Source organism: Streptomyces sp. AM25, from assembly GCF_058146165.1.
This window is the reverse complement of the sequence record NZ_JBKIWN010000016.1, coordinates 183,483-208,356: the sequence shown is the minus strand read 5'-3', so window position 1 is coordinate 208,356 and position 24,874 is coordinate 183,483. Positions and strand designations below refer to the sequence as shown.

At 69.6% G+C, this 24,874-nt stretch carries 31 protein-coding genes; 4 read left to right on the top strand and 27 right to left on the bottom strand.

Annotated elements, in window-relative coordinates:
- Positions 1-89: 89 nt before the first annotated feature.
- Complete coding sequence (locus ACLHRZ_RS23175) at positions 90-1,529, top strand: NAD(P)H-hydrate dehydratase (protein WP_490420395.1); 1,440 nt, start codon at positions 90-92, stop codon at positions 1,527-1,529.
- 42 nt (positions 1,530-1,571) lie between these two features.
- Here ACLHRZ_RS23175 and ACLHRZ_RS23170 read toward each other — a convergent pair whose 3' ends face one another.
- Genes ACLHRZ_RS23170 through ACLHRZ_RS23160 form a run of 3 tightly spaced genes read right to left on the bottom strand, consistent with a single transcriptional unit; the run spans position 1,572 to position 4,096 of the window.
- Positions 1,572-1,940: a holo-ACP synthase gene (locus ACLHRZ_RS23170; protein ID WP_466997111.1), complete on the bottom strand. Its 369-nt coding sequence runs from the start codon at positions 1,938-1,940 to the stop codon at positions 1,572-1,574.
- Positions 1,937-3,796 (bottom strand): glutamine--fructose-6-phosphate transaminase (isomerizing), encoded by a 1,860-nt coding sequence (glmS, locus tag ACLHRZ_RS23165; RefSeq protein ID WP_490420394.1) that lies wholly within the window; start codon positions 3,794-3,796, stop codon positions 1,937-1,939. The genes ACLHRZ_RS23170 and glmS overlap by 4 nt, the downstream gene beginning before the upstream one ends.
- A gap of 24 nt (positions 3,797-3,820) precedes the next feature.
- Positions 3,821-4,096 (bottom strand): hypothetical protein, encoded by a 276-nt coding sequence (locus ACLHRZ_RS23160; protein WP_490420393.1) that lies wholly within the window; start codon positions 4,094-4,096, stop codon positions 3,821-3,823.
- 190 nt (positions 4,097-4,286) lie between these two features.
- Between ACLHRZ_RS23160 and coaA the strand changes: the two genes are divergently transcribed.
- The gene (gene coaA / locus ACLHRZ_RS23155) at positions 4,287-5,264 is read left to right on the top strand and encodes a type I pantothenate kinase (RefSeq protein ID WP_490420392.1); all 978 of its coding nucleotides are present in this window, start codon (positions 4,287-4,289) and stop codon (positions 5,262-5,264) included.
- A 96-nt stretch (positions 5,265-5,360) separates the two neighbouring features.
- On the opposite strand, the gene glmM is transcribed toward coaA, so the two are convergent.
- The 4 genes from glmM to ACLHRZ_RS23135 all read right to left on the bottom strand — a co-directional run bounded on the left by glmM (position 5,361) and on the right by ACLHRZ_RS23135 (position 9,736).
- On the bottom strand, positions 5,361-6,719 hold the full coding sequence (glmM, locus tag ACLHRZ_RS23150; RefSeq protein ID WP_490420391.1) for a phosphoglucosamine mutase: 1,359 nt from the start codon (positions 6,717-6,719) through the stop codon (positions 5,361-5,363).
- 178 nt (positions 6,720-6,897) lie between these two features.
- A complete protein-coding gene (gene rpsI, locus ACLHRZ_RS23145) occupies positions 6,898-7,401 on the bottom strand; it encodes a 30S ribosomal protein S9 (protein WP_490420390.1) in 504 nt (167 codons plus the stop codon).
- Between the two features lie 40 nt (positions 7,402-7,441).
- Positions 7,442-7,888: a 50S ribosomal protein L13 gene (gene rplM / locus ACLHRZ_RS23140; RefSeq protein WP_390779883.1), complete on the bottom strand. Its 447-nt coding sequence runs from the start codon at positions 7,886-7,888 to the stop codon at positions 7,442-7,444.
- Positions 7,889-8,116: 228 nt separating this feature from the next.
- Positions 8,117-9,736, bottom strand: coding sequence for an ABC-F family ATP-binding cassette domain-containing protein (locus ACLHRZ_RS23135; protein ID WP_490420389.1), 1,620 nt, complete (start codon positions 9,734-9,736; stop codon positions 8,117-8,119).
- 154 nt (positions 9,737-9,890) lie between these two features.
- On the opposite strand from ACLHRZ_RS23135, the gene ACLHRZ_RS23130 reads away from it, so the two are divergent.
- Both ACLHRZ_RS23130 and ACLHRZ_RS23125 read left to right on the top strand, forming a co-directional pair.
- Entirely contained in the window at positions 9,891-10,703 is an 813-nt protein-coding gene (locus ACLHRZ_RS23130) for a hypothetical protein (RefSeq protein ID WP_490420388.1), read from the top strand.
- A gap of 149 nt (positions 10,704-10,852) precedes the next feature.
- The gene (locus ACLHRZ_RS23125; protein ID WP_490420387.1) at positions 10,853-12,928 is read left to right on the top strand and encodes a glycosyltransferase family 4 protein; all 2,076 of its coding nucleotides are present in this window, start codon (positions 10,853-10,855) and stop codon (positions 12,926-12,928) included.
- 76 nt (positions 12,929-13,004) lie between these two features.
- On the opposite strand, the gene truA is transcribed toward ACLHRZ_RS23125, so the two are convergent.
- From truA to rplN, 20 genes are all read right to left on the bottom strand, one after another.
- Positions 13,005-13,862 (bottom strand): tRNA pseudouridine(38-40) synthase TruA, encoded by an 858-nt coding sequence (gene truA, locus ACLHRZ_RS23120; protein ID WP_490420386.1) that lies wholly within the window; start codon positions 13,860-13,862, stop codon positions 13,005-13,007.
- A 76-nt stretch (positions 13,863-13,938) separates the two neighbouring features.
- Positions 13,939-14,403, bottom strand: coding sequence for a 50S ribosomal protein L17 (rplQ, locus tag ACLHRZ_RS23115; RefSeq protein ID WP_030368392.1), 465 nt, complete (start codon positions 14,401-14,403; stop codon positions 13,939-13,941).
- Between the two features lie 151 nt (positions 14,404-14,554).
- On the bottom strand, positions 14,555-15,577 hold the full coding sequence (locus tag ACLHRZ_RS23110) for a DNA-directed RNA polymerase subunit alpha (RefSeq protein WP_004946635.1): 1,023 nt from the start codon (positions 15,575-15,577) through the stop codon (positions 14,555-14,557).
- A gap of 119 nt (positions 15,578-15,696) precedes the next feature.
- The gene (gene rpsK, locus ACLHRZ_RS23105) at positions 15,697-16,101 is read right to left on the bottom strand and encodes a 30S ribosomal protein S11 (protein ID WP_003948617.1); all 405 of its coding nucleotides are present in this window, start codon (positions 16,099-16,101) and stop codon (positions 15,697-15,699) included.
- Positions 16,102-16,165: 64 nt separating this feature from the next.
- Positions 16,166-16,546 (bottom strand): 30S ribosomal protein S13, encoded by a 381-nt coding sequence (gene rpsM / locus ACLHRZ_RS23100; RefSeq protein WP_171082784.1) that lies wholly within the window; start codon positions 16,544-16,546, stop codon positions 16,166-16,168.
- Between the two features lie 202 nt (positions 16,547-16,748).
- A complete protein-coding gene (gene rpmJ, locus ACLHRZ_RS23095; RefSeq protein WP_003956441.1) occupies positions 16,749-16,862 on the bottom strand; it encodes a 50S ribosomal protein L36 in 114 nt (37 codons plus the stop codon).
- Positions 16,863-16,924: 62 nt separating this feature from the next.
- Positions 16,925-17,146, bottom strand: a complete 222-nt coding sequence (gene infA / locus ACLHRZ_RS23090; protein ID WP_003956442.1) for a translation initiation factor IF-1 — start codon at positions 17,144-17,146, stop codon at positions 16,925-16,927.
- A gap of 283 nt (positions 17,147-17,429) precedes the next feature.
- Positions 17,430-18,266 carry a type I methionyl aminopeptidase gene (gene map, locus ACLHRZ_RS23085; RefSeq protein ID WP_490420385.1) on the bottom strand — a complete coding sequence of 279 codons (837 nt, stop codon included), beginning with the start codon at positions 18,264-18,266 and terminating at the stop codon, positions 17,430-17,432.
- Positions 18,267-18,364: 98 nt separating this feature from the next.
- Positions 18,365-19,021, bottom strand: coding sequence for an adenylate kinase (locus ACLHRZ_RS23080; protein ID WP_490420384.1), 657 nt, complete (start codon positions 19,019-19,021; stop codon positions 18,365-18,367).
- Positions 19,021-20,334, bottom strand: a complete 1,314-nt coding sequence (secY, locus tag ACLHRZ_RS23075; RefSeq protein ID WP_490420416.1) for a preprotein translocase subunit SecY — start codon at positions 20,332-20,334, stop codon at positions 19,021-19,023. Before secY ends, ACLHRZ_RS23080 begins: the two co-directional genes overlap by 1 nt.
- A gap of 206 nt (positions 20,335-20,540) precedes the next feature.
- On the bottom strand, positions 20,541-20,996 hold the full coding sequence (rplO, locus tag ACLHRZ_RS23070; protein ID WP_171082775.1) for a 50S ribosomal protein L15: 456 nt from the start codon (positions 20,994-20,996) through the stop codon (positions 20,541-20,543).
- A gap of 1 nt (position 20,997) precedes the next feature.
- Positions 20,998-21,180, bottom strand: a complete 183-nt coding sequence (gene rpmD / locus ACLHRZ_RS23065; protein ID WP_087927574.1) for a 50S ribosomal protein L30 — start codon at positions 21,178-21,180, stop codon at positions 20,998-21,000.
- Entirely contained in the window at positions 21,180-21,782 is a 603-nt protein-coding gene (gene rpsE, locus ACLHRZ_RS23060; RefSeq protein ID WP_190066381.1) for a 30S ribosomal protein S5, read from the bottom strand. Before rpsE ends, rpmD begins: the two co-directional genes overlap by 1 nt.
- A 46-nt stretch (positions 21,783-21,828) precedes the next feature.
- Complete coding sequence (rplR, locus tag ACLHRZ_RS23055) at positions 21,829-22,212, bottom strand: 50S ribosomal protein L18 (protein ID WP_490420383.1); 384 nt, start codon at positions 22,210-22,212, stop codon at positions 21,829-21,831.
- A gap of 3 nt (positions 22,213-22,215) precedes the next feature.
- Positions 22,216-22,755 (bottom strand): 50S ribosomal protein L6, encoded by a 540-nt coding sequence (gene rplF, locus ACLHRZ_RS23050; RefSeq protein ID WP_490420382.1) that lies wholly within the window; start codon positions 22,753-22,755, stop codon positions 22,216-22,218.
- A gap of 21 nt (positions 22,756-22,776) precedes the next feature.
- Positions 22,777-23,175, bottom strand: coding sequence for a 30S ribosomal protein S8 (gene rpsH, locus ACLHRZ_RS23045; RefSeq protein WP_121801998.1), 399 nt, complete (start codon positions 23,173-23,175; stop codon positions 22,777-22,779).
- 209 nt (positions 23,176-23,384) lie between these two features.
- The gene (locus tag ACLHRZ_RS23040) at positions 23,385-23,570 is read right to left on the bottom strand and encodes a type Z 30S ribosomal protein S14 (protein ID WP_004946670.1); all 186 of its coding nucleotides are present in this window, start codon (positions 23,568-23,570) and stop codon (positions 23,385-23,387) included.
- Between the two features lie 2 nt (positions 23,571-23,572).
- Complete coding sequence (gene rplE / locus ACLHRZ_RS23035; protein ID WP_373313215.1) at positions 23,573-24,127, bottom strand: 50S ribosomal protein L5; 555 nt, start codon at positions 24,125-24,127, stop codon at positions 23,573-23,575.
- Positions 24,124-24,447: a 50S ribosomal protein L24 gene (gene rplX, locus ACLHRZ_RS23030; protein ID WP_490420381.1), complete on the bottom strand. Its 324-nt coding sequence runs from the start codon at positions 24,445-24,447 to the stop codon at positions 24,124-24,126. The genes rplE and rplX overlap by 4 nt, the downstream gene beginning before the upstream one ends.
- 2 nt (positions 24,448-24,449) lie before the next feature.
- Positions 24,450-24,818 carry a 50S ribosomal protein L14 gene (gene rplN, locus ACLHRZ_RS23025; protein ID WP_004946682.1) on the bottom strand — a complete coding sequence of 123 codons (369 nt, stop codon included), beginning with the start codon at positions 24,816-24,818 and terminating at the stop codon, positions 24,450-24,452.
- Positions 24,819-24,874: the final 56 nt, after the last annotated feature.

The window sequence follows — 24,874 nt, the reverse complement described above, 5'->3', positions numbered from 1 at the left end:
CCCCGTCAGTGTCTCAGGCCACGCGGCGGGCGGGGATGGGGGCGGTGCGGCGGGTGTCGCGACCGGGGCCCGTGGGGGAGGCTGGCCCCATGAGGACTGGCTACAGCGTGGAGACCGTACGGGCCGCCGAGCGGGCGCTCATGGCCGGGCTGCCCGAGGGCGCCCTGATGCAGCGGGCCGCGGCCGGACTGGCCGCGGCCTGCGCGGATCTGCTGGGGAAGGTGTACGGGGCCCGGGTGGCGCTGCTGGTCGGCAGCGGCGACAACGGGGGCGACGCCCTCTACGCGGGCGCCCGGCTCGCGCGCCGGGGCGCGGGGGTCACGGCGGTGCTCCTCGCACCGGAGCGGGCGCACCGGGGCGGCCTGGCGGCGCTGCGGGCGGCCGGCGGGCGGGCGGTGCCCGCCGGAGCCGGCGAACCCGCGCTCCGCCGGGCCGACCTGGTGATCGACGGCATCGTCGGCATCGGGGGCCGCGGCGGCCTGCGTCCGGAGGCGGAGGCCCTGGTCAAGGCTGCGGAGGGGGCGCTCGTGGTTGCCGTCGACCTGCCGAGCGGCGTGGACGCGGACACCGGGGAGGTGCGGGGGGCCGCGGTGCGGGCGGATGCAACGGTGACGTTCGGCGCGTACAAGCCGGGCCTGCTCATCGACCCGGCGCGGGAGCACGCGGGGGCGCTCCGCCTCGTGGACATCGGCCTCGGGCCGTTCCTGGAAGGCCCTCCGGACGTCGAGGCCCTCCACCACGCGGATGTGGCCGAATTGCTCCCCTTCCCCGAGCCGGAGAGTGACAAATACCGCCGCGGTGTGATCGGCATCGTCGCGGGCTCGGCCCGCTACCCCGGCGCCGCCGTCCTGGCCGTGGCCGGCGCCCTCCGGGGCGGCGCGGGCGCGGTGCGCTACGCCGGCCCCGCGGCGGACGCGGTGATCGCCCGCTTCCCCGAGACCCTGGTGACGGCCGGCCCGCCGTCGGAGGCGGGCCGGGTCCAGGCGTGGGTGGTGGGCCCCGGCCTGGGCGACGGCCCGGAGGCGCGCCGGGCGCTGGTGGACGTCCTGACCCAGGACGTCCCGGTCCTGGTCGACGCGGACGGCCTGCGCCTGCTGGACCCCGTGGCGGTACGGGCCCGCCGGGCCACAACGGTCCTCACCCCGCACGCCGGGGAGGCCGCGGCCCTGCTCGGCCTCTCCCGCGAGGAGGTGGAGGCCGGCCGCCTGCCGGCGGTACGCGCCCTGGCGGACCGCTTCGGGGCGACGGCTCTCCTGAAGGGCTCGACCACCCTGGTCACCGACGGCACGGACACCCCCGTACGGGTGAACCCCACGGGGACCCCGTGGCTGGCGACGGCGGGAAGCGGCGACGTCCTCTCGGGCCTGACGGGCTCCCTGCTGGCGGCGGGCCTGCCGGGGCGGGACGCGGCATCGGTGGGCGCGTACCTGCACGGCCTGGCGGCACGGGACCTCGGCGCGGCGCCGATCACATCGATGGCGGTGGCGGAGGGGTTGCGGGGGGTGTGGCGGGACGTGGTGCGGGGGTGAGAAAGCGGAGGCGGCTCCGGCAGACGGGGCCGCCCCGCCCCCTCACTTCTCCGCGATCACCACAGCGGAGGCCACCCCCGCGTCATGGCTCAGCGACACGTGCCACGACGTCACCCCCAGCGCCTCCGCCCGCGCCGCCACCGTGCCGGTGACCACCAGGCGCGGCTGCCCGCTGTCCTCCGCCACGACCTCCGCGTCCGTCCACAGCAGGCCCGCCGGGGCGCCCAGGGCCTTGGCCAGGGCTTCCTTGGCCGCGAAGCGGACGGCCAGCGAGGCGGTGCCGCGGCGTTCGCCGCTCGGCAGGTAGAGCTCGCGCTCCACGAACAGGCGCTCCGCCATGCCGGGGGTGCGCTCCAGGGCGGCGCCGAAGCGCTCGATCTCGGCGACGTCGATGCCGACTCCGACGATCATTCGACCGTCACCGACTTCGCCAGGTTGCGCGGCTGGTCCACCTCGTTGCCCCGCGCCGTCGCCAGCTCGCAGGCGAAGACCTGGAGCGGGACGGTCGCGACGAGCGGCTGCAGCAGCACCGGGGTCGCCGGGATCTCGATCAAGTGGTCCGCGTACGGGCGCACCGCCTCGTCGCCCCGCTCCGCGATCACGATGGTGCGGGCGCCGCGGGCCCGGATCTCCTGGATGTTGGAGACGATCTTGTCGTGCAGGACGGACCGGCCGCGCGGCGACGGCACCACGACCACCACCGGCAGGTCCTCCTCGATCAGCGCGATCGGGCCGTGCTTCAGCTCACCCGCCGCGAAGCCCTCGGCGTGCATGTACGCCAGCTCCTTCAGCTTCAGCGCGCCCTCCAGGGCGACCGGGTAACCGACGTGCCGGCCCAGGAACAGCACGGTCCCCTTGTCCGCCAGCGAGCGGGCCAGTTCGCGCACCGGCTCCATCGTCTCCAGGACCTCGTCCACCTGCGTGGCGATGTCCGACAACTCCCGCACGACGGACCGGACTTCGTCGCCCCACTTGGTGCCGCGCACCTGCCCCAGGTACAACGCCACCAGATAGCAGGCCACCAGCTGCGTCAGGAACGCCTTCGTCGAGGCGACCGCCACCTCCGGGCCGGCGTGCGTGTACAGCACGGCGTCCGATTCGCGCGGGATCGTCGAGCCGTTCGTGTTGCAGATCGCCAGGACCTTCGCGCCCTGCTCGCGTGCGTGCCGCAGCGCCATCAGCGTGTCCATCGTCTCGCCGGACTGCGAGATGGCGATCACCAGCGTCCGCGCTCCGAGGATCGGATCGCGGTAGCGGAACTCGCTCGCCAGCTCCGTCTCGCACGGGATGCGCGTCCAGTGCTCGATCGCGTACTTGGCGATCAGCCCGGCGTGGTACGCCGTGCCGCACGCCACGATCACGACCTTGTCGACCTCCCGCAGCACCGGGCCCGGGATCCGCACCTCGTCCAGCGACAGCGTCCCGGCCGCGTCGATGCGGCCCAGCAGCGTGTCCGCGACGGCCTTCGGCTGCTCGGCGATCTCCTTGAGCATGAAGTAGTCGTAGCCGCCCTTCTCGGCGGCCGAGGCGTCCCAGTCGACGTGGTACGGGCGGATCTCCGCGTCCTTGCCCTCGAAGGTGGTGACGGTGACGGTCACGTCCAGACCGTCCCGGCGGAGCTCGACCACCTGGTCCTGGCCGAGCTCGACCGCCTCCCTGGTGTGGGCGATGAAGGCCGCGACGTCCGAGGCCAGGAAGGCCTCGCCGTCCCCCACGCCCACCACCAGCGGGGAGTTGCGGCGGGCGCCCACCACCACGTCCGGGTCGTCCGCGTGCACCGCGACGAGCGTGAACGCGCCCTCCAGGCGGCGGCACACCTGCCGCATGGCCTCGGCCAGGTCGCCGCAGGAGGAGAAGGACTCCGAGAGCAGGTGGGAGACGACCTCGGTGTCCGTCTCCGAGACCAGCACGTGACCGCGCTCGGCCAGTTCGGCGCGCAGCGCGGCGAAGTTCTCGATGATGCCGTTGTGGACGACCGCGACACGGCCCGGATTGTCCAGGTGGGGGTGGGCGTTGGCGTCGGTGGGCGCGCCGTGCGTGGCCCAGCGCGTGTGGCCGATGCCGGTGGCCCCGGACGGCAGGGGGCGGGCGGCGAGCTCCTTCTCCAGATTGGCGAGCTTGCCGGCCTTCTTCGCGGCCGCGAGCCCGCCGTCGGCCGGCACCGCCACACCGGCCGAGTCGTAGCCGCGGTACTCCAGCCGCCGCAGCCCGGCAAGGACGACGTCGAGGGCGCACTGCCCTCCCACATACCCAACGATTCCGCACATGGACTGCAGCGTACGGCCCGGGTGCTAACGCCCGCGCTCGATCCGGTAGATGGCCTCCTGCACCAGCTCCAGGTACTCGACCTCCTCGCAGCGCGGTTTGCTGCCGAGAACGTACCGGTCCAGGCAGTCGCCCAGCTCCTGCCCCAGGTCCTCCTCCGGCAGCTCGGCGGCGAGCTCGCCGCGCACCCGGTCGGCGAAGACCTCACGATCGGCCACGGTGCCGCGCCCGGAGCCGGAGCGGCGGAGCGCGCGCCGGACCGAGTAGCGCAGGTGGCGGTGTACGAGACGGAGAACGAACACGGGAGCCTCGCGCGGGGTGCGAACGGGACCGGACCGGGACACAGCAAGACCGGAACGTATTCCTGACCCGCGAGTAAGTACAGGCTCCCGGCCGAACTTCACCCACCGGCACCACACGCAACCCTCGGTGTCGTCGGCGCCACACACCCCCGGGGTGATCACTGCCCGTGGCCCCCGCAGAATGGGGGCCGTGCCGACCACCACAGACCCTCATCAGCGACGGCGTGCGGACTCCTCGCCCTTCGTCGACCTCACCCGGGCCGAGTGGAGCGCCCTGCGCGAGAACACGCCGCTGCCGCTCACCGCGGCCGAGGTGGAGGCGCTGCAGGGGCTCGGCGACGTCATCGACCTCGACGAGGTCCGCGACATCTACCTGCCGCTCTCCCGGCTGCTCAACCTCTACGTGGGGGCCACCGGACAGCTGCGCGGCGCGCTCAACACCTTCCTCGGCGAGAAGGGGGCCCAGCGCGGCACGCCCTTCGTGATCGGGGTCGCCGGCAGCGTGGCGGTCGGCAAGTCGACCACGGCCCGGCTGCTGCGCGCCCTCCTCGCGCGCTGGCCCGAGCACCCGCGCGTGGAGCGGGTCACCACGGACGGCTTCCTGCTGCCCAACGCGGAGCTGCAGGCGCGCGGCCTGATGTCGAGGAAGGGCTTCCCCGAGTCCTACGACCGGCGGGCCCTGACGCGCTTCGTCGCGGACGTGAAGGCCGGCAAGGAGGAGGTCTCGGCGCCGGTCTACTCCCACCTGACCTACGACATCGTGCCGGGCGAGCGGCTGACCGTGCACCGCCCCGACATCCTGATCGTCGAGGGCCTGAACGTCCTGCAGCCGGCCCAGCCCGGCAAGGACGGCCGCACCCGGGTCGGACTCGCCGACTTCTTCGACTTCAGCGTGTACGTGGACGCGCGGGCCGACGACATCGAGCAGTGGTACTACCACCGCTTCAGGAAGCTGCGGGCCACGGCGTTCCAGGACCCGGACTCGTACTTCCGGCGCTACACGGAGGTGTCGGAGGAGGAGGCGCTGGACTACGCGCGCCGGAACTGGCGGACCATCAACCAGCCCAACCTCCTGGAGAACGTCGCCCCGACACGGGGCCGTTCGAACCTGATCCTGAGGAAGGGCCGGGACCACAAGGTGCAGCGGCTGTCGCTGCGGAAACTCTGAAGAACGCCGGACGGGCTGAGAAATCAGCCCGTCCGGCGTTTGAGGACACCGCGCGCAGCGCGGTACGGGGTCCGGGGCGGAGCCCCGGGAACTCCCCTAGCCCAGTGCCGACTTCACGACATCCGCCAGGCGCTGTGCAACAGCCCTGGCCTGCTCGATGTCGGCGGCCTCGACCATGACGCGCACCAGCGGCTCCGTGCCGGAGGACCGCAGCAACACCCGCCCGGTCGCACCGAGTTCGCGCTCCGCCGTCTTCACGGCCTCCGCCAGCTCCTCCGAGGTGGCGACGCGCGACTTGTCGACGTCGCGCACGTTGATGAGCACCTGCGGCAGCCGCTCCATCACGCCCGCCAGCTCGGCGAGCGAGCGGCCCGTGGCGGCGACGCGGGCCGCCAGCATCAGGCCGGTCAGCGTGCCGTCGCCGGTCGTCGCGTGGTCCAGGACGATGACGTGGCCGGACTGCTCGCCGCCGAGGGCGAAGCCGTTCGCCTTCATCTCCTCCAGGACGTAGCGGTCGCCGACCGCCGTCTGGACGAGTTCGACGCCCTCGCACTCCATGGCCAGCTTGAAGCCCAGGTTCGACATCACGGTCGCGACGATCGTGTTCTTGCGCAGCGACCCGGCATCGCGCATCGCGAGACCCAGCACGGCCAGGATCTGGTCGCCGTCGACCTCGTCGCCCTTGGCGTCCACGGCCAGGCAGCGGTCGGCGTCGCCGTCGTGCGCCACGCCCAGGTCGGCGCCGTGCTCGACGACGGCGGCGCGCAGCTTGGCCAGGTGCGTGGAGCCGCACTCGTGGTTGATGTTGAGGCCGTCCGGCTCGGTGCCGATGGTGACGACCTCGGCACCGGCCCGCGCGAAGGCCTCGGGCGAGACCCGGGCCGCGGCGCCGTGGGCACCGTCGATGACGACCTTGAGGCCGTCGAGGCGGTTCGGGAGGACGCCGATCAGGTGGGCGACGTAGTTGTCGAAGCCCTGGTCGTAGTCGCGGACCCGGCCGACGCCGGCGCCGGTGGGCCGGTCCCAGGGCTCGCCGGAGGCGTGGGCCCGGTAGGTCTGCTCGATGCGGTCCTCGAGCTCGTCGGCGAGCTTGTGGCCGCCGCGGGCGAAGAACTTGATGCCGTTGTCGGGCATCGCGTTGTGGCTGGCGGAGAGCATCACGCCGAGGTCCGCACCGAGCGCCCCGGTGAGGTAGGCGACCGCCGGCGTGGGCAGCACGCCCACCCGCAGGACGTCCACGCCCGCACTGGCCAGTCCGGCCACCACGGCGGCCTCCAGGAACTCCCCGGACGCACGAGGATCACGGCCGACCACCGCCACCGGGCGATGGCCCTCGAAGGTGCCCGCCTCGGCGAGCACATGCGCCGCCGCGACCGACAGGCCGAGCGCGAGCTCCGCCGTCAGATCGGCGTTGGCGACACCGCGCACACCGTCCGTACCGAAGAGTCGTCCCACTGGTGTCCTCCGAAAACACTGGAGTGCGGGGTCCGCGCACGGACCCCCGAACGTGAAGGTGTCGAGCCCGGGGCCAGAGCGTTTCCTCCAGGTATACGCCCCGGGCCGCCAATGGCCGAACGCCCCGGCGGCACGTTTCGTGCCACCGGGGCGTTCGGGCGGTGCAGCGAGCTGCGATTTAGCGCTTGCTGTACTGCGGAGCCTTGCGGGCCTTCTTCAGACCGGCCTTCTTGCGCTCGACCGCACGGTCGTCGCGCTTGAGGAAGCCGGCCTTCTTCAGCGGGCCGCGGTTGTTGTCGACGTCGGCCTCGTTGAGGGCGCGGGCCACACCGAGGCGCAGGGCGCCGGCCTGGCCGGACACGCCGCCACCCGCGATGCGGGCGATGACGTCGTAGCGGTCGTCGAGCTCGAGCACCTTGAAGGGCTCGTTGACTTCCTGCTGGTGCACCTTGTTGGGGAAGTAGTCCTCAAGGGTGCGGCCGTTGATCTTCCACTTGCCGGTGCCCGGAACGATCCGGACGCGGGCGATGGCGTTCTTGCGACGGCCCAGGCCGGCGGCCGGCTGCGGCTCGCCGAAGCGGGAGGCGAGGGACTCGGAGGTGTACTCCGACTCGACGACCTCGGTCTCCGTGGTGTACTCCTCGACGCCCTCGACCGGCATCTCGGCGGTGGTCTCAGCCACTGATTCTCCTCAGACTTTCTGGTTCGGCGGTGGCCGGGACTCAGCCCTGCTTGACCTGGGTGATCTCGAACGGAACGGGCTGCTGGGCGGCGTGCGGGTGCTGGTCGCCCGAGTAGACCTTCAGCTTCGAGAGCATCTGACGGCCGAGGGAGTTCTTCGGCAGCATGCCCTTGATGGCCTTCTCGACGGCCTTCTCGGGGTTCTTGTCGAGCAGCTCGTCGTAACGGACAGAGCGCAGACCGCCCGGGAAGCCAGAGTGGCGGTACGCCATCTTCTGGGTCTTCTTGTTGCCGGACAGGTGCACCTTGTCGGCATTGATGATGACGACGAAGTCACCCATGTCCATGTGCGGGGCGTACACAGGCTTGTGCTTGCCACGCAGCAGGGAGGCAGCCGTGGAGGCGAGACGGCCCAGGACGACGTCCTGCGCGTCAATGATGTGCCACTGGCGCGTCACATCGCCGGGCTTGGGGCTGAACGTACGCACGGTCGTAGCCTTTTCTCAGTTGAGTTTGGGTCCTGACACGGTCCGCACATGCGTGACCACACAGCATTGGCCGCACCACGGGGACGCAACCCGCGTGCAGGCCGCCGGCGATCAAACCTGACGGACAAGCGTAAGGGCCCCTCGCGTGAGAACGACCAAGCCAATACGCATAACGAACCCACAGAGTACCCGGCGGCGCCCGGCAGGGTCAAAACGTGCCGGGGCACCTTATCGCTTGCGCGCCACCCGGCCCTCGTCCCACACCGGCTCCGGCACCTCCCTGACGCGCCCGTCCGCGCCGAAAACCACGAACCGGTCGAAGGAACGAGCGAACCAACGGTCGTGCGTCACCGCGAGCACCGTGCCCTCGTACGCCTCCAGCCCCTCCTGGAGCGCCTCAGCGCTCTCCAGGTCCAGGTTGTCCGTCGGCTCGTCCAGCAGCAGCGCCGTCGTACCCGCCAGCTCCAGCAGCAGGATCTGGAAGCGCGCCTGCTGGCCGCCCGAGAGCCGCTCGAAGCGCTGGTCGCCCTGGCCCTCCAGCTCGTAGCGGCGCAGCGCCGACATGGCGCCCCCGCGGTCCTTGGCGTGCTCCGTCCACAGGATGTCGACGAGCGTGCGGCCCTCCAGCTCGGGGTGGGCGTGGGTCTGGGCGAAGTGGCCGGGGACGACCCGGGCGCCCAGCTTCCACATGCCGCTGTGCGCCACCTCCTCCCCCGCCAGGAGGCGGAGGAAGTGCGACTTCCCGGAGCCGTTCGAGCCGAGGACGGCCACCCGCTCGCCGTAGAAGACCTCCAGGCCGAAGGGCTGCATCAGCCCCGTGAGCTCCAGCTTCTCGCAGGTCACCGCGCGAATGCCGGTACGGCCGCCGCGCAGCCGCATCCGGATGTCCTGCTCGCGCGGCGGCTCCGGCGGCGGACCCGCCTCCTCGAACTTCCGCAGCCGGGTCTGGGCCGCCGCGTAGCGGGACGCCATCTCATGGCTGACGGCGGCCGCCTCGCGCAGGCTGATCACCAGCTTCTTCAGCTGGGCGTGCTTCTCGCTCCAGCGCCGGCGCAGCTCCTCGAAGCGGGCGAAGCGCTCCTTGCGTGCCTGGTGGTAGGTGGCGAAGCCGCCGCCGTGCACCCAGACGTCGCTGCCGGCCGGGCCCGGCTCGACGCTGATGATCTTCTCCGCGGCGCGGGCGAGCAGCTCACGGTCGTGGGACACGAAGAGCACCGTCTTCCGCGTCTCCCGCAGCTGCCCCTCCAGCCACCGCTTGCCGGGGACGTCCAGGTAGTTGTCCGGCTCGTCCAGCAGCAGCACCTCGTCCGGGCCGCGCAGCAGCGCCTCCAGCACCAGCCGCTTCTGCTCGCCGCCGGAGAGGGTGCGCACCTGGCGCCACTGGGCCTTCTCGTACGGAACGCCGAGCGCGGCCACGGTGCACATGTCCCACAGGGTCTCGGCCTCGTAGCCGCGGGCCTCCGCCCAGTCGGCCAGGGCCTGCGCGTAGGCCAGCTGCGCGGCCTCGTCGTCCACGGTCATCATCGCGAGCTCGGCCGCGTCCACGGCCCGCGCCGCCTCGCGGATGCGCGGCTGGGCCACGGAGACCAGCAGGTCCCGCACCGTCCGCTCGTCCCGCACGGACCCCACGAACTGCGGCATCACACCCAGCCCGCCGCCCACCGCGACCGTGCCGCCGTGCGGCTGCAGCTCCCCCGCGATCAGCCGCAGCAGGGTCGTCTTGCCCGCGCCGTTGGCCCCGACGAGGGCGACGGAGGCCCCTTCCCCGACGCGGAAGGAGGCGTCACCGAGCAGTGCCCTGCCGTCCGGTAGGTAGTACTCGAGATGCGCCGCCTCCACATGTCCCATGTGCCGCATTCTCCCGGCTGACCGGGCCGTGACCAACCGGTTTACGATGCCGGACATGAGTTTTGGGCAGGGGGGGCCGTACGGGCCCACGGGCGACTCCGGACCGACGGCTCCGCAGTGGGGGCCTCCCCCCTCGCAGCCCATGCCTCCGCACATGCCCCCGGCGTCCCACACGCCCGACTGGGCGCAGCTCGCCGACGACACCGCCGCCCGCGGCCGGCGCCGCAAGCTGCTGCTCATCGGCGGCGGGGTGCTCGGCGCGGGCGCCGTGGCCGCCATCGTGGCCACCGCCGTGGTCATGACGGGCAAGAACGACAAGAACGGCAAGGCCGACGCCACGGGCGGCAGACCGCCCAGCGCCTCGGCCTCCGCCGAGCCGACCTTCGCCCCGGTCGCACCGCCGTCGCCGCCGGACCCGCGGGAGTTCATATCCAGCGCGGACAAGGACAAGGCACCGCTCACCCCGCAGAGCCTCTTCCCGCAGGCCCAGCCGGTGATGAGCCCCGGCGCCGCCTACAAGCGCATCGCCACCGGCTCCACCGCCGACTGCACCGACGCCGCCGAGGGCGGCCTGGGCCAGGTCCTCAAGGACAACGGCTGCCGTCGACTGCTGCGCGCCACCTACCTGCGCAACGGCGTCGCCGTGACGGTCGGCGTGGCCGTCTTCGACTCCAAGGCGGCCGCGGACAAGGCGAAGGACCGGTACACGGGGTACGTCACCCCGCTGCCCGGCGAGGACGGCACGGCCTTCTGCCACGGGCCGGCGTGCCGCAACTCCGCGAACACGGAAGGGCGGTACGCGTACTTCACCGTCGCGGGTTTCACGGACGGCTCCGCGGTCGCCGCCGACGACACCAAGGCCCTGACCGCGGGCCGTGACGTGGGGGACTACACGTTCCGGCGCATCTACGCCCGCGGCAGCGAACAGGCCGCGGCGTCGGTGCAGTCGAAGACGCCCGGGCATTGATCCTTGCAACGTGACCCAAGCCACAATGTAGGCTGCCCGGGCAACCCAAATCCCTCTCAACGGTCTTAACCGACGGTGGGGAGACCTCGACACCCGGGCCAGGGGGAAGGACGGACGCAGCGCCTGCAGCGCGCCGCGGACACACCGCCATGAAGATCTCTTTCCTTTTGCAGAACGCCTACGGCATCGGCGGCACCATCCGCTCGACGTTCAACGTCGCGAGTGCCCTCGCGGAGCGGCACGACGTGGAGATCGTGTCGGTCATCAGAAGCGGGAAGACGCCGCGGCTGTCCCTCCACCCCAGGGTCAGACTGGTCAACCTCATCGACCAGCGACCCGACGAGGGCGCCGACCGCGACCACGAACTGCTCGCGCAGGAGAGCACGTACATCCCCGCGGTCGAGGCCAAGGGCGCGCACTTCAGCGCCCTCACCGACCAGCGCGTGGCCGAACACCTGGCGCGCACCGACGCCGACGTCGTCATCGCCACCCGCCCCGGCCTGGTGATGTACCTCGCCGAGTTCGGCACCGACCGCTACCTGCGCATCGGCCAGGAGCACCGGATCTACGGCACCCACGAGCCGGCCATCCGCGCCTACCAGGACGCCTCCATCCCGCACCTGGACGCGCACACCACCGTCTCCGAGGCGGACGCGGCCACCCACCGGGAGCACTTCCCCGACGCCAGGACGAAGATCGTCTGCCTGCCCAACGGCGTACCGGCCTCCGAGGTCGAACAGGCCGACCCCGAGGCCAGGATCGTCGTCGCCGCCGGCCGGCTCATCCCCGTCAAGCGCTACGACCTGCTCGTCAAGGCCTGGGCCACCGTCGCCGCCGCACACCCCGACTGGAAGCTGCGCCTCTACGGCCGCGGCCCCGAACAGGCCAAGCTGCGCGCGCAGATCGACCGCCTCGGGCTCAACGAGTCCGTCACGCTCATGGGCGCCCACTCCCCCATCGAGACCGAGTGGGCCAAGGGCTCCATCGCCGCCGTGACCTCCCGCGAGGAGTCCTTCGGCATGACGATCGTGGAGGCCATGCACTGCGGCGTCCCCGTCGTCGCCACCGACTGCCCGCACGGGCCCGGCGAGATCATCACCCACGGCGAGGACGGCCTCCTCGTCCCCGTCGGCGACAGCGACGCCATCGCCAAGGGCCTGCTCGAACTGATCGAGGACGACGGCCTCCGCCGCCGCATGGGCGAGGCCGCCCGCGCCTCCGCCCAGCGCTACTCCCCCGAACGCATCGCCGACGCCTACCTCGACCTCATCGAGGGCCTCCGCGGCGGGCACACCGGGACGTCCGGGACCGACAGCACGTCCGTGCCGCTGCGCAAGCTGCTGCGCCGCGCCCTCGGCAAGCTCGTCCGGCGGCCCGTGGCCAAGCCGGCCAAGCAGCCGGTGAAGAAGGTCCTCAAGGACATCGTCGTCCGCAAGCCGCTGCGCCCCGTGGCCTCCTGCCGCGTCGACGCCGACGGCAACATCCTGGTCTCGGTCGACGGCAGCGGCGTCTCCGGCGACAAGCTCACCCTCACCGTCACCCGCCGCCGCGAGGGCAAGCCCGTCGGCGTGCCGCTCACCCCGCCGGCGGGCGGCAAGGGCGGCCCCTGGACGGCCGTCCTGGACCGCCGCAAGCTCCGTCTGGGCGAGGGCCGTTGGGACCTGCACGTCGTGCGCGAGGAGGACCGTGCCCGCCGCCGTGTGGTCTCCCACCTCGCCGAGGGCAAGGGCCTGCTCACCGTGGAGCCGCTGCCGGACGCCCCGTTCACCTGGTGGGTGCCCTACCCGACCGTCGACGGCTACCTGGCGCTGCGCGCCTGGCACCGCCCGGCCCACGCCGAGGCCCGCAGCATCCGCACCGGCGAGGACGCGTTCACGGTCGAAGGCACCCTGCACGGCGCCGAGTTCACCGAGGGCGGCAAGCCCGTCCTCGTCGGCACCCCGCGCACCGAGAGCGCGGCCGAGGTGACGGTGGACGCCGAGGTCACCGGCGGGACGGCGTTCCGGGTCACCGTCCCCTACGAGCAGCTGAAGGCCGCCCGCGGCGGCACCGGGAGCACGACCTGGGACCTGGCCCTGGTCCCGGCCTCCGGGGCCGAACCGGTCAAACTCGCACGGCTCACCGGGGACATCGTCGACCGCAACAAGACCGACATCTACCCGACGGTCGCGGGCGTCCACCCGTACTTCACGATGTCGAGCGACTTGGCGGTCAACCTTCCATGACAGCGTCCCGCGCCCCGAAGGGGCGCGGGGAACTGCGCGACCAGCCACAGACGACCCGCAGGTTTCGGCCGAGCGCTCAGCAACACCCCGCCCCGCCGGGCAGCGTCCGCTTGTTGCGCGCTTCCCGGTTGCGGGCGGCCAGCTCGGAGTCGGCCGGGTAACCGACCTCCTCCAGCGTCAGCCCGTGCGGCCGCACAACGTGCACGGCCGAGTCCCGCACCCGCGCAGCCAGCACCTTCGCCGGCCAGTCGACCGGCCGGTGCCCGTCGCCGACGAACAGCAGCGCGCCGACGAGCGACCGCACCATGTTGTGGCAGAAGGCATCGGCCCGCACCGTCGCGGTGATGACGCCGGAGGCGTCCCGCACCCAACTCAGCTGCTGCAGCGTGCGGATGGTGGTGGCGCCCTCGCGCTTCTTGCAGTACGCAGCGAAGTCGTGTTCGCCAACGAGCTTCTCTGCAGCGGCATTCATCGCGTCGACGTCCAACGGCCAGTCGTGCCACAGGACATGACCGCGCAGCAGCGGGTCGACACCGCCGTGATGGTCCGTCACCCGGTAGGCGTAGCGCCGCCAGACCGCCGAGAAACGCGCGTTGAAACCGGCCGGGGCCTCCTCGGCCTTCCACACACGGACGTCGTGCGGGAGCCGTCCGGCCAGCCGGCGCAGCAGCTTGTCCTGGTGCTCGGCCCACACCTCGGCCGGCAGATCGACGTGCGCGACCTGGCCGCGGGCGTGCACCCCTGCGTCCGTCCGCCCGGCGACGGTCAGTTCGTACGTCTCGGACGAGCGCGTCACCGTCCGGATCGCGTCCTCCAGCTCGCCCTGGACCGTGCGCTGCCCCTCGCGCTGCTTGGCCCAGCCCGAGAAGTCCTTGCCGTCGTACGACAGGTCCAGCCGCACCCGGACCTTGCCGGGCTCCACCTCGTCACTCACCGCTGAGTTTCCTTCCACAAATGCGGGACGGGCCCGCCCCCGAAAGGGGCGGGCCCGTCCTGACACACGATGTGCGTCAGGCGTCCTTCGACTCCTCGGCCGGAGCCTCGGCGGCAGCCTCGGACTCCTTGACCGCACGCTTGGTGGCGGCCTCGGCCTCGGCGACGGTCGCCTTCTTGGCGATCTCACCCTCGACCAGCTCGATCACAGCCATCGGGGCGTTGTCGCCACGACGGTTGCCGATCTTGGTGATGCGGGTGTAGCCACCCGGACGCTCGGCGAAGCGCGGAGCGATCTCGGTGAAGAGGACGTGGACGATGCCCTTGTCCGTGATCGTCTGCAGCACCTGGCGACGGTTGTGGATGTCGCCCTTCTTCGCCTTGGTGATCAGGCGCTCGGCGACCGGACGCAGGCGGCGGGCCTTGGCCTCGGTCGTCGTGATGCGGCCGTGCTCGAAGAGCGACTTGGCGAGGTTCGCCAGCATCAGCTTCTCGTGCGCGGCACCGCCGCCCAGACGGGCACCCTTGGTGGGACGCGGCATGGTGTTTCTCCTAGGTGTCTGCCCCGGCCGTACCAGGTACCGGAGTCAGTATCCGAGCGAGCGGTTGCCCGTCGGAGATCCGGGGCTGCGCCCCGGAAGGGGCGCGGGGAACTGCGCGATCAAGCACAGCGCTCCCGCACCCGAAGACCGATCAGTACTGCTCGGTCTCCACAAAACCCGCATCCGCGTCGTCGTCGGCGCCAAAGGCGTCGGCGGCAGCGGTCGGGTCGAATCCGGGCGGGCTGTCCTTGAGGGCCAGGCCCATGCCGGCCAGCTTCGCCTTGACCTCGTCGATCGACTTCGCACCGAAGTTGCGGATGTCGAGCAGGTCGGCCTCGGAGCGGGCGACGAGCTCACCCACGGAGTGGATGCCCTCGCGCTTGAGGCAGTTGTAGGACCGAACGGTGAGCTCGAGCTCCTCGATCGGCAGCGCCAGATCGGCGGCCAGGGCGGCGTCCGTCGGGGACGGGCCCATGTCGATGCCCTCGGCGTCGATGTTGAGCTCGCGGGCCAGACCGAACAGCTCGACCAGGGTCTTGCCGGCGGACGCCATGGCGTCGCGCGGGCGCATGGCCTGCTTGGTCTCGACGTCGACGATCAGCTTGTCGAAGTCGGTGCGCTGCTCGACACGGGTCGCCTCGACCTTGTAGGTGACCTTGAGAACCGGCGAGTAGATGGAGTCGACCGGGATACGGCCGATCTCCTGGCCCACCTGCTTGTTCTGGACGGCGGAGACGTAGCCGCGACCGCGCTCGACGGTCAGCTCCATCTCCAGCTTGCCCTTGGCGTTCAGGGTCGCCAGGACCAGGTCGGGGTTGTGCACCTCGACGCCGGCCGGCGGGGCGATGTCCGCGGCGGTGACCAGACCCGGGCCCTGCTTGCGCAGGTACATCACGACCGGCTCGTCGTGCTCCGAGGAGACGACCAGCTGCTTGATGTTGAGGATGAGGTCGGTGACGTCCTCCTTGACGCCCGGCACGGTGGTGAACTCGTGCAGGACACCGTCGATGCGGATGGACGTGACAGCCGCACCCGGGATCGAGGAGAGGAGCGTACGACGCAGGGAGTTGCCGAGGGTGTAGCCGAAGCCCGGCTCCAGCGGCTCGATGACGAACCGGGAACGGAACTCGTCCACGACCTCTTCGGTCAGAGAGGGGCGCTGAGCGATCAGCATGTGTGGATCAGATCCTTCAGTCGTGGGCGCCCGCTATTTGACGCCCTGCTGTACTGCAAGGGTACGGGCGGCACGGCTCGAAAGAGCCGTACCGCCCGAATGCACGTGTGTGCCAGACCTCAGACGCGGCGGCGCTTCGGCGGACGGCAGCCGTTGTGCGGGGTGGGGGTGACGTCCTGGATCGAACCGACCTCGAGGCCCGTGGCCTGGAGGGAACGGATCGCGGTCTCACGGCCGGAGCCGGGACCCTTGACGAAGACGTCGACCTTGCGCATGCCGTGCTCCTGCGCGCGACGGGCAGCCGACTCGGCGGCCATCTGCGCGGCGAACGGGGTGGACTTGCGCGAGCCCTTGAAGCCGACGTGGCCGGCGGAGGCCCAGGAGATCACGTTGCCCGTGGGGTCGGTGATCGAAACGATGGTGTTGTTGAACGTGCTCTTGATGTGCGCGTGGCCGTGAGCGACGTTCTTCTTTTCCTTGCGGCGCACCTTCTTGGCAGCGCCCTGGCGTCCCTTGGGGGGCATTCGATTCTCCCGTGGAGGTGGTCGGTCCTACAGCGAAGACCGCTAAATGAGCGTCCGCTGAGGACTACTTCTTGCCCGGCTTCTTCTTGCCGGCGATGGCGCGACGCGGGCCCTTGCGGGTACGGGCGTTCGTGCTGGTGCGCTGGCCGTGGACGGGCAGGCCACGACGGTGGCGCAGACCCTGGTAGCAGCCGATCTCGACCTTGCGGCGGATGTCGGCCTGGACCTCGCGGCGCAGGTCGCCCTCGGTCTTGATGTTGGCGTCCACGTACTCGCGGATCTTGACCAGGTCCTCCTCGGACAGGTCACGAACGCGGGTGTTCGGGTTCACACCGGTGTTGGCGAGGGTCTCCTTCGCCAGGGTGCGGCCGATGCCGAAGACGTAGGTGAGTGCGACCTCCACGCGCTTTTCACGCGGGATGTCGACACCGGAAACGCGTGCCATTGAATGGCTCCAGGTGTTCGTCGGAGGTCTTCCACAAGACCACTCCCGGCGGCCGGCCTCTTTGGATTCAAAGATTTGGTACCGACCGGGTCCCCGGCCTCCGAGCCGGGGGTGCCGCCCTCCATCACAGAGAGGGACGGGTCCTGCGTATGTACGTATTGCGCGCGTCGCGCGAAGAAACTGCTGAAGTGCAGGTTCTGCGTCAGCCCTGGCGCTGCTTGTGGCGCAGGTTGTCGCAGATGACCATGACCCGGCCGTGACGGCGGATCACCTTGCACTTGTCGCAGATCTTCTTGACGCTCGGCTTGACCTTCATGGGATGCAGGTTCTCCGAAGTCAGTGCCTTCACCCCACGGGAGGCGGGGCTGTGGGCAAGATCTACTTGTACCGGTAGACGATCCGGCCGCGCGTCAGGTCGTACGGAGACAGCTCCACCACGACCCGGTCGTCGGGAAGGATACGGATGTAGTGCATCCGCATCTTGCCGCTGATGTGCGCGAGGACCTTGTGACCGTTCTGGAGCTCCACCTTGAACATGGCGTTCGGCAGAGACTCGATCACGGTGCCCTCGATCTCGATGGCACCTTGCTTCTTGGCCACGCTTCGCCTTTCGAATCGGCTACCTTGATCAACTCTGGTGTTCGCACGGCCACGCGGAACGCGGGCATGCGGATAGACGAGAGCCGACGCGTCAGTCTACGTCAGTGAAACGGGAAAGCCTAATCGAGGGTGATACGTCCACCCACTCCCCGACCTGCCACTGCGGGGGCGGCGCCCCCGCCCTCGCTGCAGGCCACTGCCTCCGTACGTTGCCCGGTGCCGGCCGTCCTGGGCCGGTCGCGCAGTTCCCCGCGCCCCTACGGGGCGCGGCCCCCGTCAGGGGCTAGGCCAACGGGTCCGGGGCCGCCGTGATGCCGAGCGCAGCGAGCTTGGCGCGGCCGCCGTCCGGTGAGGTGAGGACCAGCGGTCCCTCCTCCGTGACGGCGATCGAGTGCTCCCAGTGCGACGACCACGTCTTGTCGTCCGTCAGCACCGTCCACTCGTCCGCAAGGACGTACGTCTTCGCCGTCCCCAGGCTCACCATCGGCTCGATGGCGATGCAGAAGCCCGGCACCAGCTTCGGCCCCTTGCCGCGCTTGCGGGAGACGTAGTTCAGCAGGTGCGGGTCCATGTGCATCTCGGAGCCGATGCCGTGCCCGCCGTAGTCCTCGATGATCCCGTACTTGCCGCTCGCGGGGCGCGGCTGGCGGCGGATGTAGCCCTCGATGGCCTTGGAGAGGTCGACCAGGCGGTTGCCGGCCTTCACGGCGGCGATGCCGGCCCACATGGACTCCTCGGTCACCCGGGAGAGCTCGACCAGCTCCGGAGCGTGACCGGAGCCCACGAAGGCCGTGAAGGCCGCGTCCGCGTGCCAGCCGTCGATGATCGCACCGGCGTCGATCGAGATGATGTCGCCGTCCTTCAGGACCGTCTTCGTGTCCGGGATGCCGTGCACGACGACCTCGTTCACCGAGGTGCAGATGGTGGCGGGGAAGCCGCCGTAGCCCAGGAAGTTCGACTTCGCGCCGTGCTCGGCGATCACCTTGCGGGCGACCTCGTCCAGGTCCTTGGTCGTGGCACCGGGAACGGCCGCCTCCCGGGTGGCCGCGTGGATGGCGGCGACGACCAGCCCCGCCTCGCGCATCTTCGCGATCTGCTGGGGGGTTTTGATCTCCACCATGTGGGGTGCCTTTCTCGGCTCTCTGTTCGTGGGGTCGGGAACAACACTACGGCCGCGGTGCCCTTGCGGGCACCGCGGCCGTGTACGGACCGTGAGGGTCAGGCGCGCTGCGCCGACAGGGCGTCCATCGCCCGCCCGGTGACCTCGGCGACCTTGCCGAGGGCCGAGATCGTCACCACGAGGCCCTGGGCCTTGTAGTAGTCGATGATCGGCTCCGTCTGCGTGTGGTAGACCTCCAGCCGCTTGCGGACGGTCTCCTCGCTGTCGTCGTCGCGCTGGTACAGCTCGCCGCCGCACACGTCGCAGACGCCGTCCTGCTGCGGGCGGCTGTAGGTGACGTGGAAGACGTGGCTGGAGTCGTTCCGGCAGATCCGGCGGCCGGCGATGCGCTTGACCACCTCGTCCTCGGGGACCTCCAGGTCCAGCACGGCGTCCAGCTTCACGCCGTCCGCCTTGAGGGCCTCGTCGAGGGCCTCGGCCTGGGCGACGTTCCGCGGGAAGCCGTCCAGCAGGAAGCCGTTCTCCGCGTCCGGCTGGTTCATCCGGTCCTGGGCCATCCCGATGGTGACCTCGTCCGGCACCAGCTGGCCCTGGTCCATGTACTGCTTGGCCCGCAGGCCCAGCTCCGTGCCCTGGCTGATGTTCGCCCGGAACAGGTCACCCGTCGAGATGTGCGGGATCGCGAGATTCTTGGCGAGGTACGCGGCCTGCGTACCCTTGCCGGCGCCGGGCGGCCCGACGAGGACGATTCGCATCAGCGGAGGAACCCTTCGTAGTTGCGCTGCTGAAGCTGGCTCTCGATCTGCTTCACAGTCTCCAGACCGACACCCACGATGATCAGGATGCTGGTTCCACCGAACGGGAAGTTCTGGTTTGCGTTGAGTGTGACCAGTGCCACGGTCGGCACCAACGCGATCAAGCCCAGGTACAGCGAGCCGGGCCACGTGATGCGATTCAGCACGTAGCTCAGATACTCCGCGGTGGGTCGGCCGGCCCGGATGCCCGGGATGAACCCACCATACTTCTTCATGTTGTCTGCAACTTCTTCGGGGTTGAAGGAGATGGCGACGTAGAAGAAGGCGAAGAAAACGATCAGCAGGAAGTACGTGGCGATGTAGACGGGGTGGTCGCCCTTCACCAGGTTGGACTGCACCCACGTCGCCCAGCCCGCCTTGGAGCCGGTGAACTGCACCAGCAGCGCCGGGATATAGAGGAGCGACGAGGCGAAGATGACGGGGATCACACCCGCCTGGTTCACCTTCAACGGGATGTAGGTGGACGTGCCGCCGTACGAACGGCGGCCGATCATGCGCTTCGCGTACTGCACGGGGATCCGCCGCTGTGCCTGCTCGACGAAGACGACGAGCGCGACCATGGCCAGACCACAGAGGATCACCAGGCCGAACTCCAGCCAGCCGCCCATCAGCTTGCCCTGCATCTTGATGCCCCACAGGGCGCTCGGGAAGCCGGCGGCGATGGAGGTGAACATCAGGATGGACATGCCGTTGCCGATGCCGCGGTCGGTGATGAGCTCACCGAGCCACATGATGAGGCAGGTACCGGCGGTCATCGTGATGACCATCGTGATCGTGGTGAAGATCGAGTGGTTGGGCACGATCTGGTTGCCGACCGGGCAGCTCCCGAAGAGCGCACCAGTGCTGGCGGTGGCCACGAGACCGGTGCCCTGGAGGACGGCGAGGGCGACCGTCAGATAACGCGTGTACTGCGTGATCTTGGTCTGGCCCGACTGCCCCTCCTTCTTGAGGGCTTCCAGGCGCGGGATCACGACCGTGAGCAGCTGCAGGATGATGCTCGCAGTGATGTACGGCATGATGCCGAGCGCGAAGATCGTGACCTGCAGCAGTGCACCACCGCTGAACATGTTCACGAGGCCGAAAAGGCTCTGGCCGCTCTTGGCCTGGTCGAGGCACGTCTGGACATTGCGGTAGTCGACGCCCGGCACGGGGACGTGCGCCCCGAGCCTGAAGAGCACCATGATGCCCAGCGTGAACAGTAGCTTCTTGCGCAGGTCGGGCGTCTTGAACGCCCGGGCGAACGCGGTGAGCACGGTGCCTCCTGCGCCTCTCACGCAGCCACGCGAGAGGTGACGGTCTTGAGGATCGACGAATACATATCGGTCAAAGTCCGCACGGAAGCAGGCCGCACGGAGGTTAACAGCAGTGCACGCCACCTTACCGGCGACCGTGCCCCCCTTGGAACGACCAACCGGGGATGCCCCGTTATGGGACATCCCCGGTTGTCAGATCAACGAACTCAGATGAGCTCGGTGACGGTGCCGCCGGCGGCGGCGATCTTCTCCTTGGCGGAGCCGGAGACGGCGTCGACCGTCACCTGCAGCGCCACGGAGATCTCGCCCTGGCCAAGGACCTTGACGAGCTCGTTCTTGCGAACCGCACCCTTGGCGACCAGACCGGCCACCGTGACCTCGCCACCCTGCGGGTAGAGCTCGGCCAGCTTGTCCAGGTTCACGACCTGGAACTGCTTGTGGGCGGGGTTCTTGAAGCCCTTCAGCTTCGGGAGGCGCATGTGGAGGGGCATCTGCCCACCCTCGAAGCGCTCCGGAACCTGGTAACGGGCCTTCGTACCCTTGGTACCGCGACCAGCCGTCTTACCCTTCGACGCCTCACCACGACCGACACGGGTCTTGGCGGTCTTGGCGCCCGGGGCGGGACGGAGGTTGTGGACCTTCAGCGGGTTCTGCTCCGCCATGTCAGTCGACCTCCTCGACCGTCACGAGGTGGCGGACGGTCTGCACCATGCCGCGGATCTCGGGGCGGTCCTCCTTGACAACCACGTCGTTCAGGCGCTTGAGCCCGAGCGAACGCAGGGTGTCGCGGTGGTTCTGCTTGCTGCCGATGTAGGACTTGACCTGCGTGACCTTGAGGCGAGCCATTACGCACCCGCCCCTGCACGCGCCCGCAGCAGTGCGGCGGGGGCGACGTCCTCGAGCGGCAGACCACGACGGGCGGCGATCTCCTCGGGACGCTGCAGTCCCTTGAGGGCCTCCACCGTGGCGTGCACGATGTTGATCGGGTTCGACGAACCGAGCGACTTCGACAGAATGTCGTGGATGCCGGCGCACTCGAGCACCGCACGCACCGGGCCACCGGCGATAACACCGGTACCGGGGGACGCGGGCTTGAGCAGCACGACACCGGCCGCCTTCTCGCCAGTGATCGGGTGCGGGACGGTGCCCTGGATACGGGGGACCTTGAAGAAGTTCTTCTTGGCCTCTTCCACGCCCTTGGCGATGGCAGCCGGAACTTCCTTGGCCTTGCCGTAACCGACACCGACCGTGCCGTCACCGTCGCCCACCACGACCAGCGCGGTGAAGCTGAAGCGGCGACCACCCTTGACAACCTTGGCGACGCGGTTGATCGCGACTACGCGCTCAACGTATGCGGTCTTCTCGGCGGCAGCGCCACCGTCACGGCCCTTCCGGTCCCGCCGCTCGCCGCCACCGGCACCGCTCCCGCGGCGCTGGGGTCCAGCCATTGGAATTACCTCTCTCTGTTACGTCCGCTAGCTCCGGAACCGGGGCTTAGAACTTCAGCCCGGCTTCGCGGGCGGCGTCCGCCAGAGCGGCAATGCGCCCGGCGTACTGGTTGCCACCGCGGTCGAACACGACGGCCTCGACACCGGCGGCCTTGGCACGCTCGGCGACCAGGGCGCCCACCTTCTTGGCCTGGGCGCCCTTGTCGCCCTCGCCACCACGGATCGACGCGTCCAGGTGCGACGCCGACGCCAGGGTGTGACCCTTGATGTCGTCGATGACCTGAGCGGTGATGCCACGGTTGGAACGCGTCACCACGAGGCGGGGGCGCTCAGCCGTACCCGAGACGTTCTTACGGATGCGGATGTGACGGCGCTGCTTGGCGGCACGCTTGTAGGCGTCGCCCTTAGCAATCTTGACACCGTATGCCATGGCTTACTTACCAGCCTTTCCGACCTTGCGGCGGATGACCTCGCCCGCGTACTTGACGCCCTTGGCCTTGTACGGGTCGGGCTTCCGCAGCTTGCGGATGTTCGCGGCGACCTCGCCGACCTTCTGCTTGTCGATGCCCTCGACAGACAGCTTGGTCGGGGACTCCACCTTGAAGGTGATGCCCTCGGGAGCCTCGATCAGGATCGGGTGGCTGTAGCCCAGGGCGAACTCCAGGTTGGAGCCCTTCGCCTGGACGCGGTAACCGACACCGCTGATCTCGAGATTCTTGCTGTAACCCTGGGTCACGCCGGTGATCATGTTCGCCACCAGCGTGCGGGACAGGCCGTGCAGGGCCTTGTTCTGACGCTCGTCGTTCGGACGGGTCAGCTGCAGGATGCCGTCCTCGCCCTTGACGATCTCGATGGGCGCGGCCACGGTGTGGGTCAGGGTGCCCTTGGGGCCCTTCACCTGGACCGTGCGGCCATCAATGGTGACGTCCACACCAGCGGGAACCTGGATGGGCTGCTTGCCAATGCGCGACATTAGCTCTTCCTCCGTTCCCGATTACCAGACGTAGGCGAGGACTTCCCCACCCACGCCCTTCTTGCTGGCCTGCTGACCGGTCAGGAGACCGTGGGACGTGGAGATGATCGCCACGCCCAGGCCGCCGAGGACCTTCGGCAGGTTGGTGGACTTTGCGTAGACCCGCAGGCCCGGCTTCGAAATCCGCTTGATGCCCGCGATGGAGCGCTCACGGTTCGGACCGAACTTCAGGTCGATGACGAGGGACTTGCCGACCTCGGCGTCCTCGACCTTCCAGCCGGCGATGTAGCCCTCCTGCTGCAGGATCTCGGCGATGTGCGCCTTGATCTTGCTCGCAGGCATGGCCACGGAGTCGTGGTACGCCGAGTTCGCGTTCCGCAGACGGGTCAGCATGTCTGCGATCGGATCGGTCATGGTCATGTTTGGCCTTCGGCCTCTCTCGCCGTGGTTTCCTATCTGCGCCATCCCTCTCCCCGAACTTCGTCGGGACGGGTGCGGCGCGGGGACCTACGGCGTAGTAAGACGGTCATGGGCGGCGGGCGCCCAACCCTTCAACTCTACGTGAGCCGGGGTCGGGCCCCCACCATCCTTGATGCTTACCGAGAGCCCTGGTCAACCCAAGTGGGTTGTTACCAGGAGCTCTTGGTCACGCCCGGCAGCTCGCCACGGTGAGCCATCTCACGAAGGCACACGCGGCAGAGGCCGAACTTGCGGTAGACGGAGTGCGGGCGGCCGCAGCGGTTGCAGCGGGTGTACGCGCGAACCGAGAACTTCGGCTTGCGAGCGGCCTTGGCAATCAGAGACTTCTTCGCCACGGTCAGTTCTCCTTGAAGGGGAAGCCGAGGTGACGAAGCAGGGCGCGGCCCTCGTCGTCGTTCTTCGCCGTGGTCACCACGGTGATGTCCATGCCCCGGACCCGGTCGATCTTGTCCTGGTCGATCTCGTGGAACATGACCTGCTCCGTGAGACCGAAGGTGTAGTTGCCCCGACCGTCGAACTGCTTGGGGGAGAGACCACGGAAGTCGCGGATGCGCGGCAGCGCGAGCGACAGGGTGCGGTCCAGGAACTCCCACATGCGGTCGCCACGAAGGGTGACGTGGGCACCGATCGGCTGGCCCTCGCGCAGCTTGAACTGCGCGATGGACTTACGAGCCTTGGTGACGGCGGGCTTCTGACCGGTGATCGTGGTGAGGTCGCGGATGGCGCCCTCGATCAGCTTGGAGTCGCGGGCGGCGTCGCCCACACCCATGTTGACCACGATCTTGGTCAGGCCGGGAACCTGCATGACGTTCTCGTACGAGAACTCCTCACGCAGCTTGCCCGAGATCTCCTCGCGGTACTTCGTCTTCAGACGCGGAGTGGTAGCCATCAGATGTCCTCACCCGTCCGCTTGGCAACGCGGATCTTGTTGCCGTTGTCGTCGAAGCGGTAACCGACGCGGGTGACAACCTTCTTGCCGTCCTTCTCCACGACCAGCTGAACGTTGCTGACGTGGATCGGGGCCTCGGTCGTCACGATGCCGCCGGTCTTGGAACCGCGAGCGGTCTGGCCGGCCTTGGTGTGCTTCTTGACCCGGTTGACACCCTCGACGAGGACACGGTTCTCAGCGGGCATGGCCTGAACGACCTTGCCCTGCTTGCCCTTGTCCTTGCCGGTGATGACCTGAACCAGGTCGCCCTTCTTGATCTTCATGCTTACAGCACCTCCGGCGCGAGCGAGACGATCTTCATGAACTTCTTCTCGCGCAGCTCTCGGCCGACGGGGCCGAAGATACGGGTGCCGCGGGGGTCGCCGTCGTTCTTCAGAATGACGGCGGCGTTCTCGTCGAAGCGGATGTACGAGCCGTCCGGACGGCGGCGCTCCTTGACGGTGCGAACGACGACGGCCTTGACGACGTCGCCCTTCTTCACGTTGCCACCGGGGATCGCGTCCTTGACGGTGGCGACGATGACGTCACCGATGCCCGCGTAGCGGCGACCCGAGCCACCGAGAACACGGATGCAAAGGATCTCCTTGGCACCAGTGTTGTCGGCGACGCGAAGTCGCGACTCCTGCTGGATCACGTCTATCTCCTGATCGTCTGCCGGTTCCCGGCGGGGGCCTCATTGCTGAGGCCCCA